Source organism: Mucilaginibacter sp. P4_E8, from assembly GCF_056401495.1.
Window position 1 is genome coordinate 1 of record NZ_JBFUJG010000114.1, and the last position, 17082, is coordinate 17082.

At 45.9% G+C, this 17082-nt stretch carries 13 protein-coding genes; 2 read left to right on the forward strand and 11 right to left on the reverse strand.

Going from position 1 to position 17082, the window contains the following annotated elements; all coding sequences use genetic code 11:
• Positions 1-47 precede the first annotated feature (47 nt).
• The gene (locus AC1DRQ_RS24445) at positions 48-1025 is read left to right on the forward strand and encodes an integrase core domain-containing protein (protein WP_477427701.1); all 978 of its coding nucleotides are present in this window, start codon (positions 48-50) and stop codon (positions 1023-1025) included.
• Between the two features lie 125 nt (positions 1026-1150).
• Here the strand turns inward: AC1DRQ_RS24445 and AC1DRQ_RS24450 are convergent, their stop codons facing one another.
• From AC1DRQ_RS24450 to AC1DRQ_RS24480, 7 genes are all read right to left on the reverse strand, one after another.
• Positions 1151-2179: a 2Fe-2S iron-sulfur cluster-binding protein gene (locus tag AC1DRQ_RS24450; protein ID WP_477427703.1), complete on the reverse strand. Its 1029-nt coding sequence runs from the start codon at positions 2177-2179 to the stop codon at positions 1151-1153.
• 5 nt (positions 2180-2184) lie between these two features.
• Entirely contained in the window at positions 2185-3639 is a 1455-nt protein-coding gene (locus AC1DRQ_RS24455; protein ID WP_429399866.1) for an amino acid permease, read from the reverse strand.
• A gap of 73 nt (positions 3640-3712) precedes the next feature.
• The gene (locus tag AC1DRQ_RS24460) at positions 3713-4711 is read right to left on the reverse strand and encodes a zinc-binding dehydrogenase (RefSeq protein ID WP_477427706.1); all 999 of its coding nucleotides are present in this window, start codon (positions 4709-4711) and stop codon (positions 3713-3715) included.
• 184 nt (positions 4712-4895) lie between these two features.
• A complete protein-coding gene (locus AC1DRQ_RS24465) occupies positions 4896-5507 on the reverse strand; it encodes a superoxide dismutase (RefSeq protein WP_429399868.1) in 612 nt (203 codons plus the stop codon).
• A gap of 199 nt (positions 5508-5706) precedes the next feature.
• The gene (locus AC1DRQ_RS24470; protein WP_477427708.1) at positions 5707-6180 is read right to left on the reverse strand and encodes a nucleoside deaminase; all 474 of its coding nucleotides are present in this window, start codon (positions 6178-6180) and stop codon (positions 5707-5709) included.
• Entirely contained in the window at positions 6181-6516 is a 336-nt protein-coding gene (locus tag AC1DRQ_RS24475) for a tRNA-binding protein (RefSeq protein WP_477427710.1), read from the reverse strand.
• 179 nt (positions 6517-6695) lie between these two features.
• A complete protein-coding gene (locus tag AC1DRQ_RS24480) occupies positions 6696-9299 on the reverse strand; it encodes a ligase-associated DNA damage response DEXH box helicase (protein ID WP_477427712.1) in 2604 nt (867 codons plus the stop codon).
• Between the two features lie 82 nt (positions 9300-9381).
• Between AC1DRQ_RS24480 and AC1DRQ_RS24485 the strand changes: the two genes are divergently transcribed.
• Positions 9382-10047, forward strand: coding sequence for a hypothetical protein (locus AC1DRQ_RS24485; RefSeq protein ID WP_477427714.1), 666 nt, complete (start codon positions 9382-9384; stop codon positions 10045-10047).
• 245 nt (positions 10048-10292) lie between these two features.
• Here AC1DRQ_RS24485 and AC1DRQ_RS24490 read toward each other — a convergent pair whose 3' ends face one another.
• From AC1DRQ_RS24490 to nagB, 4 genes are all read right to left on the reverse strand, one after another.
• Positions 10293-13154 carry a M16 family metallopeptidase gene (locus AC1DRQ_RS24490; protein ID WP_477427716.1) on the reverse strand — a complete coding sequence of 954 codons (2862 nt, stop codon included), beginning with the start codon at positions 13152-13154 and terminating at the stop codon, positions 10293-10295.
• A gap of 71 nt (positions 13155-13225) precedes the next feature.
• Positions 13226-13723, reverse strand: a complete 498-nt coding sequence (locus AC1DRQ_RS24495) for a DUF2059 domain-containing protein (RefSeq protein ID WP_477427718.1) — start codon at positions 13721-13723, stop codon at positions 13226-13228.
• Positions 13724-13729: 6 nt separating this feature from the next.
• Positions 13730-14845 carry an acyltransferase family protein gene (locus AC1DRQ_RS24500; RefSeq protein WP_477427720.1) on the reverse strand — a complete coding sequence of 372 codons (1116 nt, stop codon included), beginning with the start codon at positions 14843-14845 and terminating at the stop codon, positions 13730-13732.
• 314 nt (positions 14846-15159) lie between these two features.
• The coding region (nagB, locus tag AC1DRQ_RS24505; protein ID WP_477427722.1) for a glucosamine-6-phosphate deaminase at positions 15160-17082 on the reverse strand (1923 nt) is incomplete at its 5' end.

Here is a 17082-nt window from a genome sequence, read left to right on the forward strand (position 1 = left end):
TGTAAAGGTCAGATAATTCGAGGACAAGAATAGCTAAATTAAGAGCTATGCGCATCAACACGAACGACCTCACCCTGAAACGGAATTACTTGCAGACCTATCGTTTTCTAATAAAGGATTATGAGCAGGTCAAGCAAGGGCTTCATCCAAGCTTTAAACTGGCCAAAGAGTTCTATGAGTTTCATCACACCGACCGCCGAAGCTTCCTGAAGTATTACAACCGGTATAAACAATCCGGTAACGAAGAAGACCTGTTGCCAGGCAGACGAGGCCCGAAATACAGGACGCGCAGGCCGTCGCTTGGGGATGAAGCTTTGGTACTTGAAATGCGCTCGCGGGGCAACAATAAGTTTGAAATAGCTCASGAGCTTAAGCAGAAATCAGATAACTTTAAGCCATCGCCTTCGGGAGTTTATAACATCCTGAAGCGTTACGGCAAAAACCGTTTAAAGCCGGCAGATAAGGAAGTTAAACGCAAGATTATTAAAGAACGCATGGGACAGTTAGGTCATATCGATTGTCATCACTTAAGCCAAACCATCATTCGCGGTCAGCATCGTAAGCTTTACCTACTTTGTGTCATTGATGATTATTCCCGGGTAGCCTTTGCAGAGGTTATGGAAGATATTACCGCCTTAACTACCATGTTTGCAGCCCTGCGCTGTATGCGAATGATCAAAGAGAAGTTCGGCATCCAGTTCGAAGAGATCATTGCCGATAACGGCCCGGAGTTTGGCCCGGCTGTTAGCCAGAACAAACGTAACCACCCTTTTGAGCGGATGCTGATGGAAACGGGTATCAAACGCAGGTATATTCAGCCTTATCGACCGCAGACAAACGGTAAAGTAGAGCGCTTCTGGCGTACGCTTAAGGAAGACCTGATCGAGGACACTGATTTCGACAGCCTCGAAGAACTTGAAGACGAACTCCTGCAATACCTGGTCTACTATAACTGGGAAAGACCTCACCAAGGTATTGGTGGAAAAAGACCTATTGATATGATCACCTTAAACAACACAAAATAAACCTGCTACCTTGTCATCGAATTACTAAACCCTTACAATTGCGAGGTACGAAGCAATCTCTATGCTATACAGAGCGGACTTGCTTATCGGGGATTGCTTCGTGCCTCGCAATGACGCATTTTTATTTACTCCCCGAACGCTATTACCACATCATCACTTATGGGATGACCGGTGCAGGTCAGTATCCAGCCTTCGGCTATGTCGGCATCGGTAAGCACATCATTTTTTACCATTTCAATTTTACCACTCGCGCATTTGGCTGTACAGGTAGAGCATACTCCATTGCGGCAGCTATAAGGCAGCGCTACGTTGTTTTGCAGGGCAGCCTGTAATATGGATTGATTTTCGCCAACGGCCAGGTCATGCACCTCGTTTTTAAATTTGATCCTGATGTTGCGAGGCGGAAAATTGATGATCGAACTGGTAACAGATACGGTTTCCAATACAAAGTTTTCCCGGCGTATCTGGTTAGGGTTTATACCCATATACACCAGCGCGAACCTGATCATCCGCATATAAGGGAATGGGCCGCAAAGATAAAATTCAGCCTTGCCCAGCTCATGCTGTACAATTTGGCGGGTAAGCTTTTCAACCCTGTCGGTATTCAGTCGGTTGGCCTCGCTGCTGAGCAGGTTAATAATGGTAAACCTATCCGGGTATTTGGCGGCCAGTTCAATCAGTTCATCCTTAAATAATATAGACTTTGCATCCTGGTTACTGTAAATAAGCGTAATCCGACTTTTACCCGGGCGGTTCAGTATATATTTAAGCTGCGAAAATATGGGTGTAATGCCGCTGCCACCTGCAAACAGGAGTATATCTTTTTCCGGCTCAAAGTTGGTTATAGTAAACCGGCCGGCAGGGGTGAGTGCCGTTAATATATCACCCGGATGTTCCTTAGCAAGCATAAAGCGGGAGATCTCTCCATTGGTTATCCGCTTTACGGTGATGGATAAAAGATCCTCATCTGGTGAGGAGCTCAGGGAATATGACCTGCGGATCTCCTCGTTATGGTGATTGAATATCAGGGTAATGAATTGCCCGGCTTTATAATGTATAGGCTTGCCTGTTGTGTTGCTTAAATAAAAGGAAGCGGTATCCGGCGTTTCCCATTTTATCCGTTCAATCTTTAATTTTAGTATATCCTCATTCATGAAAACTATTCCTGCTTAGCCGCAAGCCTTTTTCGTATTACACTGTTCTTTTTACCGTAGGTGAAATATATAACTAAACCAATTGCCAACCAAATTAATAATCGCAGCCAGGTATCGCCGGGCAAAAATGTCATCATGGCAAAGCAAACCAATATGCCCAATATAGGCACAACAGGTACAAACGGTGTTTTAAACGGCCGGTGCACATTGGGCTGCTGTTTACGTAATATAAGTACTCCCGCGCAAACCATCACAAAGGCCAGCAGAGTACCAATACTCGTCATTTCGCCCACCACGCGGATGGGTACAAAAGCAGCGAATAACGCGATAAAGCCGCACAGCACAATGTTTGATTTCCATGGCGTGCGGAATTTAGGGTGCACATCAGAGAATACTTTGGGCAGCAATCCATCTTTCGACATGGAGAAGAATACCCTTGACTGGCCCAGTAAATCAACCAATATAACCGAGGTATAACCTATTAATATAGCCAGCACAATAGCCTTGCTTAACCATTGGTAATGTGTTTTTTCGATAGCGATGGCAACCGGAGCACCCGAGCCAATGAACTCTTTATAATTAGCCATCCCTGTCATAACATGGGCGAAGATCACGAACAGGATTGTACAAACTACCAGCGAACCGATGATACCTATAGGCATGTTTCGCTGTGGGTTTTTAGCCTCCTGCGCCGCGGTTGATACCGCATCGAACCCAATGAATACGAAGAAAACCAACCCCGCGCCCCGTAATATACCCGACCAGCCATAATCGCCCCATACGCCGGTATTTTGCGGAATATAAGGATGATAGTTTTGTGGGTTGATGAACGACCACCCAACAGCTATGAACACCAGTACCACACCCACCTTTAAACTTACAATAATGGCGTTAACCAAAGCCGACCCTTTTGTACCCCTGATGATAATACTGGTTACAATAATAACTATTAAAGCTGCAGGCAGGTTAATAATGCCGCTCACCACATCGCCATTAGCAGCTTTGGCGGTTTCAAAAGGGGACAAGGTAAGCTGCGGGGGCAGGTAAAGATCAAACCATGACAAGAACTTGGTAAGGTATTGCGACCAGCTAATGGCCACGGTAGCGGCACCAACTGAATATTCAAGCACCAGGTCCCAGCCAATGATCCAGGCAAAAAGCTCGCCCATAGTAGCATAAGAATAGGTATAAGCACTGCCCGCAACCGGTATCATGGCCGAAAACTCGGCATAACAAAGTGCGGCGAATGTACAGCCTAAAGCAGCTATCAGGAAGGAGATGGTTACTGCCGGCCCTGAATGCTGACCGGCCGCGATACCGGTTAATGAAAATAACCCTGCTCCTATGATGATGCCTATCCCGATCAATATCAGGTTAACCGGGCCAAGTGTGCGTTTTAATGAGTGTTCTCCTACTTCTGCCGACTCTTTCAGCAGCAGGTCTATGGGTTTTTTGATCATGCCTAAATAAAGTCCACAAAATTAGTAGATTATTAGGCAATCGCGCTATGTACAAATGTTTAAACAGCTATTGTTAGAGGTTCTGCAATACAATTTTACCAAACTGTGAGGAATTTTCCATTTTGTCAATGGCCTTTTGCGCATCCTTTAGCGGAAACACTTCATCAACTATGGGAATTATCTTATGCTCGTTTACAAATTGCAGCATAGCCGTAAAATCGGCAGTGGTGCCCATGGTTGTGCCCAGGAGTTGCAGTTGCTTCCAGAATATTTTACGTCCGTCGAGCGGGGGGATATTACCTGCTGTTCCGCCAAAGATCACTATGCGCCCGCCGGGATTACACAGGTCGGGGAATTTGGCAAACCCAGGGCCCAGGGCGCTATCAATAATGATATCAAAACCGTGAACCATCAGTTTCAGTTGTTCGGCCCAGTCCTGCGCTTTATAATTAACGCCTGCTGCCGCGCCCAGGTGTTTGGCGCGTTCAATTTTTTCGCCATTGCCCGAGGTTACAAAAACCTGGCATCCGGCAGCTACAGCCCATTGCAATGCAAAAGCGCCGGTACCCGCGCCAACGCCGGATATCAAAACTCTATCGCCTTTTTTGGCCTTAGCTTTGGTAAATAACGCGCGGTAGGCGGTTAGCCCGGCCAGCGGAATGGCTGCCGCCTGTTCCCAGGTTAAATGGGAGGGTTTGGGGTGCAGGTATTCTACACGGGTTTTTACATATTCGGCAAAAGTGCCATTATCTGGCAGGCCCAATATCTTAAAATCCGCTCCCTGGTAATCATCACTCTGGCCGTAGTTGTTGCTTGGGTTAATGACCACTTCCTGGTTTAGCCAGTGATTATCCTGCTCACTGCCAACTTCGGCAACTGTACCGGCCCCGTCTGATCCTAATATGGATGGATATTTGATACCGGCATACCGGCCTATGGTTATCCAGTAGTCGCGGCGGTTTAATGCGGCGGCTTTTATATGTACTAATACTTCGCCGGGAGCAAGAGTTGGTTTTTCAACTTCTTTATATACCAGTGGTTTATCGGCGGCTTCTAAAACGATGGCTTTCATGGATTTCAGCATATCGTCATTGCGAGGTACGAAGCAATCCCCGATTTACAGAGCGGCCCTGTATAGCATAGAGATTGCTTCGTACCTCGCAATGACGGGTTATTATTACAATAAATAAAATTAAATAAAAAAGCGGCAGAATTGTTTAAACTCTGCCGCTTTAAATTTATAGTGCTTAATAAAATTAAGCTGTTGCTTTTGCGTAAAGCTCGGCAACTTGTTTCCAGTTGATCACGTTCCAGATAGCCGCTAAATAATCAGGGCGACGGTTTTGATATTTCAGGTAGTAAGCATGTTCCCAAACATCAATACCTAAAACTGGTGTGCCTTTTACTTCGGCAATATCCATTAATGGGTTGTCCTGGTTTGGAGTTGATGTAATAGCCAGTTTTTTATCGGCAGTAACAATTAACCATGCCCAACCCGAACCGAAACGGGTTGCACCAGCTTCAGATACTTTAGTTTTAAAATCGGCAAATGAACCGAAAGTGCTTTTTATAGCATCGGCTAAAGCGCCAGTAGGCTCGCCGCCTCCGTTTGGAGAAAGCAAAGTCCAGAATAAAGAGTGGTTGTAATGACCACCACCATTGTTGCGTACAGCAGGCGGAAATTTTGAAATATTTTTAATGATATCATCAATGCTGCTATCAGCTTCAGGTTTACCTTCAAGGGCTTTATTTAAGTTGGTTACATAAGCCTGATGGTGTTTGCCATGGTGAATTTCCATGGTCAGTTTATCAATGTGCGGTTCCAGAGCATCGGTAGCGTAAGGTAACGCCGGTAGTGTAAATGCCATAATTGTTTATTATTAAAGTTTAAAAGTTTAATGTTGTGACGTAACAAATATAAGAGTTGAACTCAGTTTTTGTTCTAAAAAATTTGTCAGGTATTTGTCTGGAATCAGAATTTACAGAATGTGAGAAGTCTTCAGGGGTTATCAAATTCGAATAACCCATTCTCTTAATTTATAAATCCTGAAAACTTTGATTCAGACATCATTTTTTCCGCTTCCCTTTAAAAAAACTTTTTACCAGCTCGGCACATTCGTTTTCACGGATGCCGCCGGTAATAACCGTTTTGGGATGGGTTATTTTTTGATTAAGCCTGCCAAAACCAAGCTTGGCATCATAAGCACCAAAAACAATCCGGCTCACCTGGAACCAGTAGGATGCCCCGGCACACATTACACAAGGCTCCATAGTTACATATAAAGTACAGCCCGGTAAATACTTACCACCCATGGAGTTGGCCGCGGCGGTTAATGCCTGCATTTCGGCATGTGCCGATACATCGCTCAATCGCTCGGTTAAGTTGTGGCCACGACCTATGATCTTACCACCATATACCACGATGGCGCCAATGGGTATCTCATCTTCTTCAAGAGCATAGCGGGCTTCTTTTAAAGCCTCGCCCATGAAAAAATCGTCGGGCGAAATAGCGGGCTCGTCCTCAAAATTGATATATCTCATTTAAATAAGTTTACTGCCGTTTGGCACGGGTTTATCAATAGCGGCCAAAACTATATCACCATTTTCATCGGCAAAGCCGGTAACCAAAAACTCCGACATGAAATTAGCGATCTGTTTTTTAGGAAAGTTGATGACCGCGACGATCTGTCTGCCGGTTAATTCTTCTTTGGTATAATGTTTAGTGATCTGCGCACTTGACCATTTAATGCCGAACTCCCCAAAATCAACCTTTACCTTAAAGGCGGGTTTGCGTGCTTCGGGGAAATCTGCTGCTTCCAGAATAGTTCCAACCCTGAGTTCTACTCGCTCAAAATCGTGCCAGGTGATAGTTTCCATGAGGGCAAAGGTATAAAGCCTGGTGATAATTTATGTGCAGATGTGCAAATTTCAGAACCTCACCCAACCCTCTCCAAAGGAGAGGGCTTTAAAACACTTTCAAAGTCTCCCCCCTTTGGGGGAGATTTAGAGGGGGCTTCTTGCTTCGTGCCTCAATGATGTGTTTTTTAGGTATCGAGCTAAAAGCCTTTCTTCCTGGTAATTCCGGATTTTCGGTTTCTGCGATTTTCGGCGGGTTCGGCAACACCTTCGGCACCATAGCTACGTGCCATTTTAGCTATCCGCTCTTCCATGGTTTCGGTGGTCAATCTTTCACGGCCAAGGCTGTCAACCATAATAGGGAAAGCAAATGGGGTAGGGCGTTCAATTACTTTAAGAATAATGTTTTGTGTAGCTATGCGCTGCAGCGCTGCCCTGAGCCTAAACTCCTCAAGTTGAAAAGCGAGCGCCTCGTTATAAGCCTGCCGCACCAACAGGTTATCGGGCTCATACTCGGTAAATACCTCGAATAATAAGGAGGTGGATGCCTGCAGGTGTTTATTTTTTACCTGCTGACCGGGGTATCCTGTAAATACCAGTCCGCCGATGTGGGCTATATCCCTGAAACGGCGGCGTGCCATTTCGTTGGCATTTAAACTATGCTGAATATCATCCAGCAGGTTATCAATCGAAAAAAAGCTGGCATCTTCCAGCACTTCGTCAATAGGCACATCCTCATCGGTAAGCAGTTCAAACCCATAATCGTTCATGGCGATAGAGAAGCTGGCGGGTTTTATTTTGCTGATGCGAAAGGCCAGCAACGAAGCCATACCCTCATGTACCAACCGTCCCTCAAAGGGGTAAAACAACAGGTGGTGCCCCTCGCGCGATTTAAATGATTCGATCAAAAACTCATGGCTTTGGGGCAGGTGCGAAAGTTCCTGCTGCAAATTAAATAAGGGTTTAAGAGCGATAACTTCCTCATCTTTTTCAATACCATGCGCTACCTCATCCAGTTTATCCCTGAACACGGCAGATAGTTGCGACGATAAAGGCATCCGGCCACCATTCCAGCTGGGGATGAGGCCCTTGTTGGAGTTTGATTTTTTTACATAGGCGGTCATTTCTTTAACCCGGATAAATTCGAGGCTGCGGCCCGCGAACCAAAAGGTGTTACCCGGCTTTAATTTGGATACAAATGATTCTTCGATAGTGCCCAGGCTGCCGCCGCTCAGCCATTTTACCCGGATGCTCAGCTCGCTGGTAATGGTGCCGATGCTTAAACGGTGACGCATAGCCACCCGCCTGCTGTTCACTTTGTATAAACCGTTTTCAACCTCCACCTTTAAAAACTCATCATATTGCGCCAGGGTTTTGCCGCCGCTGGTTATAAAATCAAGCAGCTGACCAAATTCATTATGGGTGATATCGGCGAAGGCATAAGTGCTTTTTACTTCCTTAAACAATTCATCGGCCCTGAAACCATCTGATACGGCAAGTGTAACCATGTATTGGATCAGCACATCCATGGTAAGCAGCATGGGGTCGCGGCTTTCAAAAATGCCTTTTCTGATAGCCTCTTTAAGGGCTGCACCTTCCAGCAGTTCGAGCGAGTGTGTGGGTACAAAATAAGCCCTTGATACCGCGCCCGGGTGGTGACCGCTACGCCCGGCACGCTGCATAAAACGGGCAACGCCTTTAGGGCTGCCCACCTGAACCACAGTATCTACCGGACGAAAATCAACCCCCAGATCCAAACTCGATGTACATACCACTACTTTCAGAGTTTCGGCGTGCAGGGCTTGCTCTACCCAGTTGCGCAGTTCATTATCCAGCGAGCCGTGGTGCATGGCCATGATGCCGGCATATTCCGGATAGTTATCTAAAATGGCATGGTACCAAATTTCGGACTGCGAACGGGTATTGGTAAATATCAGCGTAGTTTTACTGCGGGCCACGATCTCCATCACCTGCGGCAACAGTTTTAGACCGATATGACCAGCCCAGGAGTAATTCTCTACATTATCAGGGATGATCGATTTTATTTCCAGTTTTTTATCCAGGTTGGCCCGTACCATTTTTATTCGTTCCGGCGGAAAATCGTTGCCCAGCAATACTTCGGCTGCCTGCTCTAAATTGCCAATGGTTGCGCTGATGCCCCAGATACGAAGCCCTAAGTCTGAAGTTTGAAGTTCTAAGTTTGAAAGTTTTGCATAGGGTTTATTGTTTTCACTTTGGACTAAAGACTCAGAACTCAAGACTTTTAACTTCGATAACCCCAGCTCCACCTGTACGCCGCGTTTGGTGCCTAACAGTTCGTGCCACTCATCAATCACTACTACCTGCAGGTTACTGAACATCTTGGGATATTCTTTTTGGGCCAGCATCAGGTGCAGGCTTTCGGGGGTGGTGAGCAGTACTTCGGGCAGTTTTCGCTTCAGGGCTTGCTTTTCGGCAGCCGATGTATCTCCGGTGCGGGTGGCAATTTGCCATGGCAAACCTATTTCATCGCACGATTCCTGCATCGCCTTCCTGATATCGTTAGTTAATGCACGCAGCGGGGTTATCCACAGCATGAGCAGGCCGTTGTTCTTTTGGGTAGTATAAGTGTCGGGATGTTTATTTATAAAATCGGCCAGGAAAGGCAAAAACAGTGCGAAGGTTTTACCACTACCGGTAGGCGCATTCAGTAAACCTGAGTAGCCGGCAAGGTAGGCTGCTTCCATTTCCTGCTGAAACGGGAACTGCTGCCAGTTTTTTTGCTTGTACCATTGCTGTATAACCTGTTGGCCTTTTGTGATCATTATTTGTTCAACAAATTAATGTTAATTTGGTTAGGTAAATAACCCGGCCAACAAAATAAATATAATACTGTTATGTTGATATATGACGAAGAACACCCTTATAATATTATTACTGATTACAGGCCTGTTTGCCTGTAATCAATCCTCAAAAAAACAAACAACTGCCGATACCACACAACAAGCCGCCGATACCGGCAAAGTAAAACAGCCTATATTAGACGATTCCATAGCCAAAAGCCCGGCCACAACCGATACAGGTACAACAAAAACAATATCTGCCGACCGGCTCATTAGTCCCGGAAGGGGCATTGGACGCATATTATTGAACGAAGATGTTGAAAATGTTAGCCAGTTATTAGGGCGACCTGATAGTTCTGATGCCGCTATGGGGAGCTCATTAATGGTGTGGTACGCTAAGCACAATAGTTCGGGGTACAAAACGAGTGTGTTTTCGCATCGGAATATGGGAGGTAAGGACGAGAATATTAGTCGGATTCAGAAAATATTGATCACTTCGCCGGAGTTTAAAACAGCCGATGGTGTTGGAGTGGGCGCTACGCGTGATGAAATTAAAAAAGCTTACGACCTAAAACCAACCAGTGATTATAAAAATAAAGACGGCAAGGTGCAGGTTTATACCGATATGGACAAAGGCATTTCTTTTGAAATAGATGCCAGTAAGAAATGCGTTGGCGTAGTGGTGCATAAGGCACACGATACAGCATCGGCCTATTTGAATATGCATTGAGAATCATCAAGCCAAATTAAAAAATGAGTAGGGACGAGTGCGATTCCTTCCTTGGGGAAGGGGAGGAAGGGGTTTAGTAAATAATGCAAGCTTGTGTCATGTGTAGAAACCCCTCCCTGCTACCGCGCTATCCAACCGCGCCCCTCCCAAGGGAGGGAATTAAAGCACGTTAAGCACAAAACAAGAACGCCCTGCCAGGATCATCTGGCGGGGCGTTCTTAATATATCTCAATGGGAGAAAAAACTTATTTTTTCTCAGGCATTAATATTAGTTTGATGAGGTTTTTGCCGCTCAGGTATTTGTTGGCAGCATCTTTGGTACTTTGCACGGTTACCTGCTCCAGGTTGTTTACATGGCTCAATATCTGGTCGGGATTTTCCTTATTTTGTGATGATGAAGCTAAATATCCGGCCCAAAAGATATTTTCTTTCAATTGCTCCTGGGTTGAACGGGCCTCTTTAGCCACAAATTTCTGGATATCGGCAGGCAAGGCCCCGTTTTGTTTGATCTTGGCAATTTCCTCTAATGTGGCATTTACCATTTTATCTACATTTTCGGGAGCGCATCCAAAATAAACAGAGATAGTATACCTGCCGCTTGGGGTTTTATGGTACCCAGCTCTTACACCCGGCGCGTAAACACCGCTTTCCTGTTCGCGCAGGCGCTCTATCAATTTAATGTTAAGCACCTCTTCCAGGGCATCCATCTGTAAATTGTTGGCTTCGTTATAGTCAAACTCACCGCTAAAAACCAACTGTACGCTGCTTTTTTCGCCAACACCTTTATTAACGGTTGTATTGATCAATCCAGCAGCGGGATGTATATCCAGGTTTTTATAGGTTTCATTACTGTTGGTTGATGGCAATGCTCCTAAATAATGCTCCAGGTAAGGCTTAATAGTTTCTACATTAAAATTGCCTACAAGGGTAAAAGTAAAGCCACTTGCATCGGCAAACCTGCTTTTATAAAAAGAATAAGCCTTATCAAGCGATGCCGCGTTTAACCTGGCTGGCGTGGTAACCATAGCGCGGAAATTATAATTACTTAATACAGCTGCCACAGTATCCTGGAATACGCTTACCGGATCAAGGCCACGATTGGTTAATAATGAGCGGGTTTGGTCAATTTGCGATTGCCAAATATCCTTATCCTTACGTGGTTGGGTAAAATACAGGTAGATAAGCTGTAATGCGGTTTCAAAATCAGCAGGTGACGTGCTACCGCTTATTCCCTGTGTAAATTCGCTGATGTATGGCGAAATGTTCACGTTTTTACCAGCCAGTTTTTTATCAAGCTGCCCCTGGTTAAACTGGGCTATACCGCTGTTGCTTATTATGGCGGTAGCCAGATTTGCCGATGTAAAATCATCATCATTGGCTAAGGAGGTACCGCCAAAGGCGTATCCGTTTATCAATATCTGATCATTCCTGAACTCTGTGGGTTTTAAAATTACTTTTACGCCATTACCCAATGTTAAGGTGGTTGTACCAATGGCATCATCTGCAACCTGGTTGGTGACCTTGCTGCCATCGGGCAATTTGCTGATCAATGGATCTGATGATACATTATCAACATAGGCGGTTACATTTTGCCCTGCTGTGCTTATCCATTGTAATAATGTTTTTTCGGCAGGGAGTTTGTCTTTTTCCTTATCAGGCGCTTCTACGATCACCACCCTGTTTTGGTCGCTGATGAATTTACCGGCAAGCGCATTCATTTCGGCAAGGGTTATTTTGCCAATGTTGTTCACATAAAAATTGTATTCGTATTCAATACCTGGTATGGCTTCGCCTGTTAAAAAGTGTTGCTGATACTCCCGTACAAAATTTACCGAGCGGGTTTTGTTTCTTTCTCTAAAGGCATTTCCCATTTGTACCAGGGCATCTTGTTTGGCCCGTTCCAGTTCGGTAAGTGTAAAGCCAAACTTGCGTGCACGTTCTGTTTCAGCAACTACGGCTTTAATAGCGCCTTCCAGCTCACCCGGCCTGGCTACGGCTATGGAAGTAAAGGCATCCTGCTCGCCTAAAAAACCACCATAGCTTGATCGTCCAAATAAAAATGGAGGGGTAGCTTTTTGCAACAGTTCGCCCAGGCGCGCATTAAGCATCTGGTTAAACAACTGCTCCCTGATCTGCTGCATATAATCAGTAGTTGTTTTGGTTGTTGTTCCGGGATGCTTTACGATGATTTGGGCAAGGGTATATGGAAATTCAGCATCTGTAGCTATTTTAACCGCAGTACCTGGCGTTGCTGGTACGGTATATTTTACACGCGGTTTCTCGGCCGGTGGATTTTGCAGCTGAGAGAAATTTTGCTTTATCAGTTGCTCTACCCGTTTAGGGTCAAAATCACCAACAGCTATAACAGCTTGCAGATCGGGGCGGTACCAATCACGGTAAAAACTTTTGATAGTTTCTGGTTTAAAGTTTTTCAGCACATCATCCTTACCAATAGGCAAACGTAAAGCATAGCGTGAGTTATTAAGCAATACAGGTAAGGTTTGATTTTGTAAACGTTCCTGGGCATTTTTACCGCGCAGGCGCTCTTCCTCCAAAACAACACCACGTTCCTTATCTATTTCTGCAGGGTCAAAACTCACATACCCTGCCCAGTTGGCCAGTATTTTAAAACCATTCTCGAAAATTTTAACGGTATCAGATGGTATTGGCAGCTGATATACGGTTTCGTTAAATGATGTATAAGCGTTTAGATCGGCACCAAATTTTACCCCTGATTTTTGAAGATAATCAACCATTTCATTTTTAGGGAAATCGCGGGTGCCGTTAAAGGCCATGTGCTCAGTAAAGTGAGCAAGGCCTTGCTGGTCATCAGCTTCTAAAACCGAACCGGCTTTATTTACCAGGTATAACTCAGCTTTGTTTTTAGGTTCAACGTTTTGCCTGATATAGTAGGTTAATCCGTTGGGCAGCTTGCCAATGATCACCTGGTCGTCAACGGGCAATACATCAGCTTTTGCTTTTGCCTGCGCAACAACGGGTTTGCCTTTTGATGATGGAGCCGGCTTTTTTTTAACCTGCGCAAAAGCGCCTGCCGAGGTTATGATCAAAGCTAAGGCAAGTGCGGAAAGCTTGAGGTTTAATTTCATATGTTAATTGGGGAATATTTTTATGCTAAGATGCAAAACGAAATTATTAGTTACAAGTTGCAAAATGTTAATTATTGCTTGGTAGCCGGAGGTATATCCTTTTCAAAGGCATCTTTCATCATTTGTTCCAGTTCCGGTCGGTGGTCGGCAACGGCCTGCTGACCTATAGCCATTCCTTTTTGTGTTAGTACAGTGAGTTTTGAGCTGATTTTTTTTCCAAGCGGGGTATTGTAAAATGCAGACAGCTTTATAAGTTCGTCTTCGGTGAATTCGGCAGCATATACGGTAGCAATTTTATCTTTAAGCATATCCCATGTAAAATATTTAGCGATGAAAGTATTCATTACTTTTAAATAGGAGGCACGATGCTCTTCCGGTATTTGAGCACTTGACGATTTGATCATGTTATCCATAACGCTGCCAAATTGATTATTTACACCCGTGGCAGTTAAAAAGTCATCGGCTGCTTTCAGGTGCGATGCCGTAAAAGCCGGGGCTGCGGTTTGTGCTTTGAGGCTGGTAACCGAGAAAAAGAATAGTGTGATAAGGATGATAAGGTTTAGTTTCATGATTTATTATATTTTGATAAAGATTTTTTTGATGTAGAATAACCACATCACCAGCCATAAAATAATTACGGTAAATATGGCGCTTGCCAATGAGGCGTTAACAGGTGAAAAATAAGGTACAAATAGCGTTTGATAAATTGATGCCCCGCCAATTTTGATCATGCCCATATAATGCGGAATAAAGCCCGAGAGCACATACGCGGTAATGGCATTGGCGCCAAAAACAACAAAAGGGTAAGTAAATCTTTTATGGCCCTGCACATCAATAAGCCAGTAGCTAATGGCCAGGGCAATGGTAGCCAGTCCACCGGTGTATAGTACAAAGGAGCTTGTCCACAACGCTTTGTTGATGGGGAAAAACAAGTCCCAGATCAAACCAGCTACAACTGCTATTACTCCATAGGTGAACATCCAGCTTACTTTAACATTTTCATCACGGTCCTTCCGTTTTAACCAGCTGCCTACCCTTATACCAAACAAGCCGGTGGCTACTGCGGGCAGTGTGCCCAGCAGACCTTCAGGGTCCCAGGTATGTGATTCGCGCCAGAGGTGGTTGGTAGTAAATACCAGTCTGTCTATCCAGGCGCCCATGTTGGTTTCGGGCTCCAGATTGGCATAACCCACACCCGGTACCGGGATACAGGTCATGATAATGAAATAACCAATTAATGCCAAGGCAAATATCCAGTCGCGGGTTTTTTGTGAGGTTTTTAAATAAAGTACGGTACAGATAAAGTAAACCAGCGCGATACGTGGCAATACTCCCGGGAAACGCAAATGTGCAAACCCTCCTTCAGGATGAAAAATAAACTGCGTGATCCACGGAATGGCGATGAGTATAGCAGTACGGCGCAAGGCATTTAATATCATTTTGCCATGCGGCATGGTTGCCTTCTTGCTCTCCATAGCATAAACCACAGCCACGCCAACCATAAACAGGAAGAAAGGGAACACCAGATCGGTAGGTGTACATCCGTTCCATTTAGAATGTTCAAGCGGTGGATAGATATGCCCCCAGTCGCCGGGATCATTTACCAGTATCATAGCGGCAATGGTTGCGCCGCGCATTACATCAAGTGAAACAAGTCGTGCGGGTTTTTCAGTAGTAATGGTTGAGGTCATTCAATATATTTTAGAGCTATTAATTTTATATTAATATGATGCCTGGGTTTAATTTGAGTTTTAAAAAGCAGGGGTAAGTGCGATTCCTTCCTTTGGGAAGGGGAGGAAGGGGTTAAACTAATCGCGTAGACCCCTCCCTGCCATTACACCAATCCATCGCGCCCCTCCCAGGGGAGGGAATTAAAATGGCTATCTATTTCTATTTCCCGTTGCCTGTGTTCTCACGGGCAACTTTCCTTATTTCAACGAATAAATGCAAATCGTCTGTGAAGACACAGACGATGGGATGAAACTCAAAGCTCATCACTCACTACTCAGAACTTATACCGCATAAACGCCTCCATGGCTTCATATTCAGCAAGTCCGAGGCGGTCATAACGCTGGGCGGTATCCCGGGTGCGGTCCTCAGCCCTTACCCAGAACTCGCGGGCATCATCACCCGGGAACACCGGGCGGTCCTTCTGCGACTGGTGTTTAAAGATGGCATTCCGCTTGCGGATCACCTCCTGTGGCGAAAGCGGCACGGCCATTTCAATCTCATAGGTTTCAAACTCATGCCATGCCCCGCGGTACATCCACAACCAGCAATCCTTTACCCATTCCTCGGTATCCTTCAGGCGGTCCAGGGCCGCTAAAATGATGTTAAAACAAACGAGGTGGGTACCGTTCGGATCGGCAAAATCACCGGCGGCAAAAATCTGCTGCGGTTTTATTTTTTGCAGCAGGTCGATGGTGAGCTGGATATCCGCCTCGCCCACGGTGTTCTTCTTGGTTTTGCCGGTTTCGTAAAAAGGCAAAGCCATAAAATGGATATGGTCGTCATGTAAACCCGCGTACCTGGCCCCCGAGATGGCCTCGGTTTTGCGGATAAAACCTTTCACATTGCGGATCTCCTGGGTATCGATCTGGTTAGGCTGTTTCTGCGGGAAAAAAGCGCGCATCTCCTCGTATAACTTTTTCAGGTGCGCGGTATCCTCGCCAATGCTGTTGGTAAAATCAATGGCAAACTCCATGTAACGCAATACATCATCATCCCAAACGGCGGTATTGCCCGAAGTCTGGTAAGCCACATGCACCTCATGCCCCTGATCCACCAGACGAATGAACGTCCCCCCCATCGAGATCACGTCATCATCGGGATGCGGCGAAAAGATGACAGACCTTTTTTTGGCCGGCAAAGCCCTTTCCGGCCTTTGCGAATCATCGGCGTCGGGCTTACCACCCGGCCAGCCGGTAATGGTATGCTGGATCTGGTTAAAAATATCGATATTGATGTTGTATACCGGCCCCTGTTCAACAGCCAGCTGGGCCATCCCGTGGTTGTTGTAATCCTCTTCGGTCAGTTTCAGTACCGGCTTGCCGATGGTATCAGCCAGCCAGATCACCGCTTTTTTCTTCAGTACCTTATCGTCCCAGGAACAGTCTTTCACCAACCAGGGGGTATCAAAACGGGTAAGCTCGGAAGCGGCGGCTTCATCCAGTACAAATTCCACATTGTCGGACAGTTGCAGGTAAGTAGCCGGTACATCACCCGACATTTCGCCTTCCACGGCTTTTTTAATGATGGGGGCTTTCTTTTTGCTCCAGGCCATCAGGATGATCTCGCGGGCCTTGAAAATGGTACCGATACCCATGGTGATGGCCTTGGTAGGCACATTGGCCTTACCGCCAAAGTCCCTTGAGGCGTCATTGCGGGTCAGGTCATCCAGGGTCACCAGCCTGGTACCCGAGTTGGGAGCCGAACCCGGCTCATTRAAACCGATGTGACCGGTACGGCCGATMCCGAGGATCTGCAGGTCCAAACCGCCCAGTTCCTCGATCTGRTGTTCATAAGCCAGGCAAAAAGCCACCACGGCATCCTGGTCCAGGGTACCATCGGGAATRTGCACATTGGCYKKWTCGATATCCACATGGCTGAAGAGGTTCTCGTACATGAAGGTGACATAGCTTTGRGCRGCATCGGGCTTCATGGGATAATACTCATCGAGGTTAAAGGTGATCACGTTTTTAAAAGACAAACCCTCTTCCTGGTGCAGGCGTACCAGTTCGGCATACACACCGATGGGGGTAACACCGGTAGCCAGTCCCAGCACGGCTTTTTCGCCTTTACTTTGCTTACCGCGGATCAGTTTGGCGATCCTTGCGGCAACGGCAACGGCTGCCACCTGCTGGTTGCTATAAACGCTTACCGGCAGCTTCTCGTACCGGGTCTCTTCCAATAAATTTAATCGGGCCAT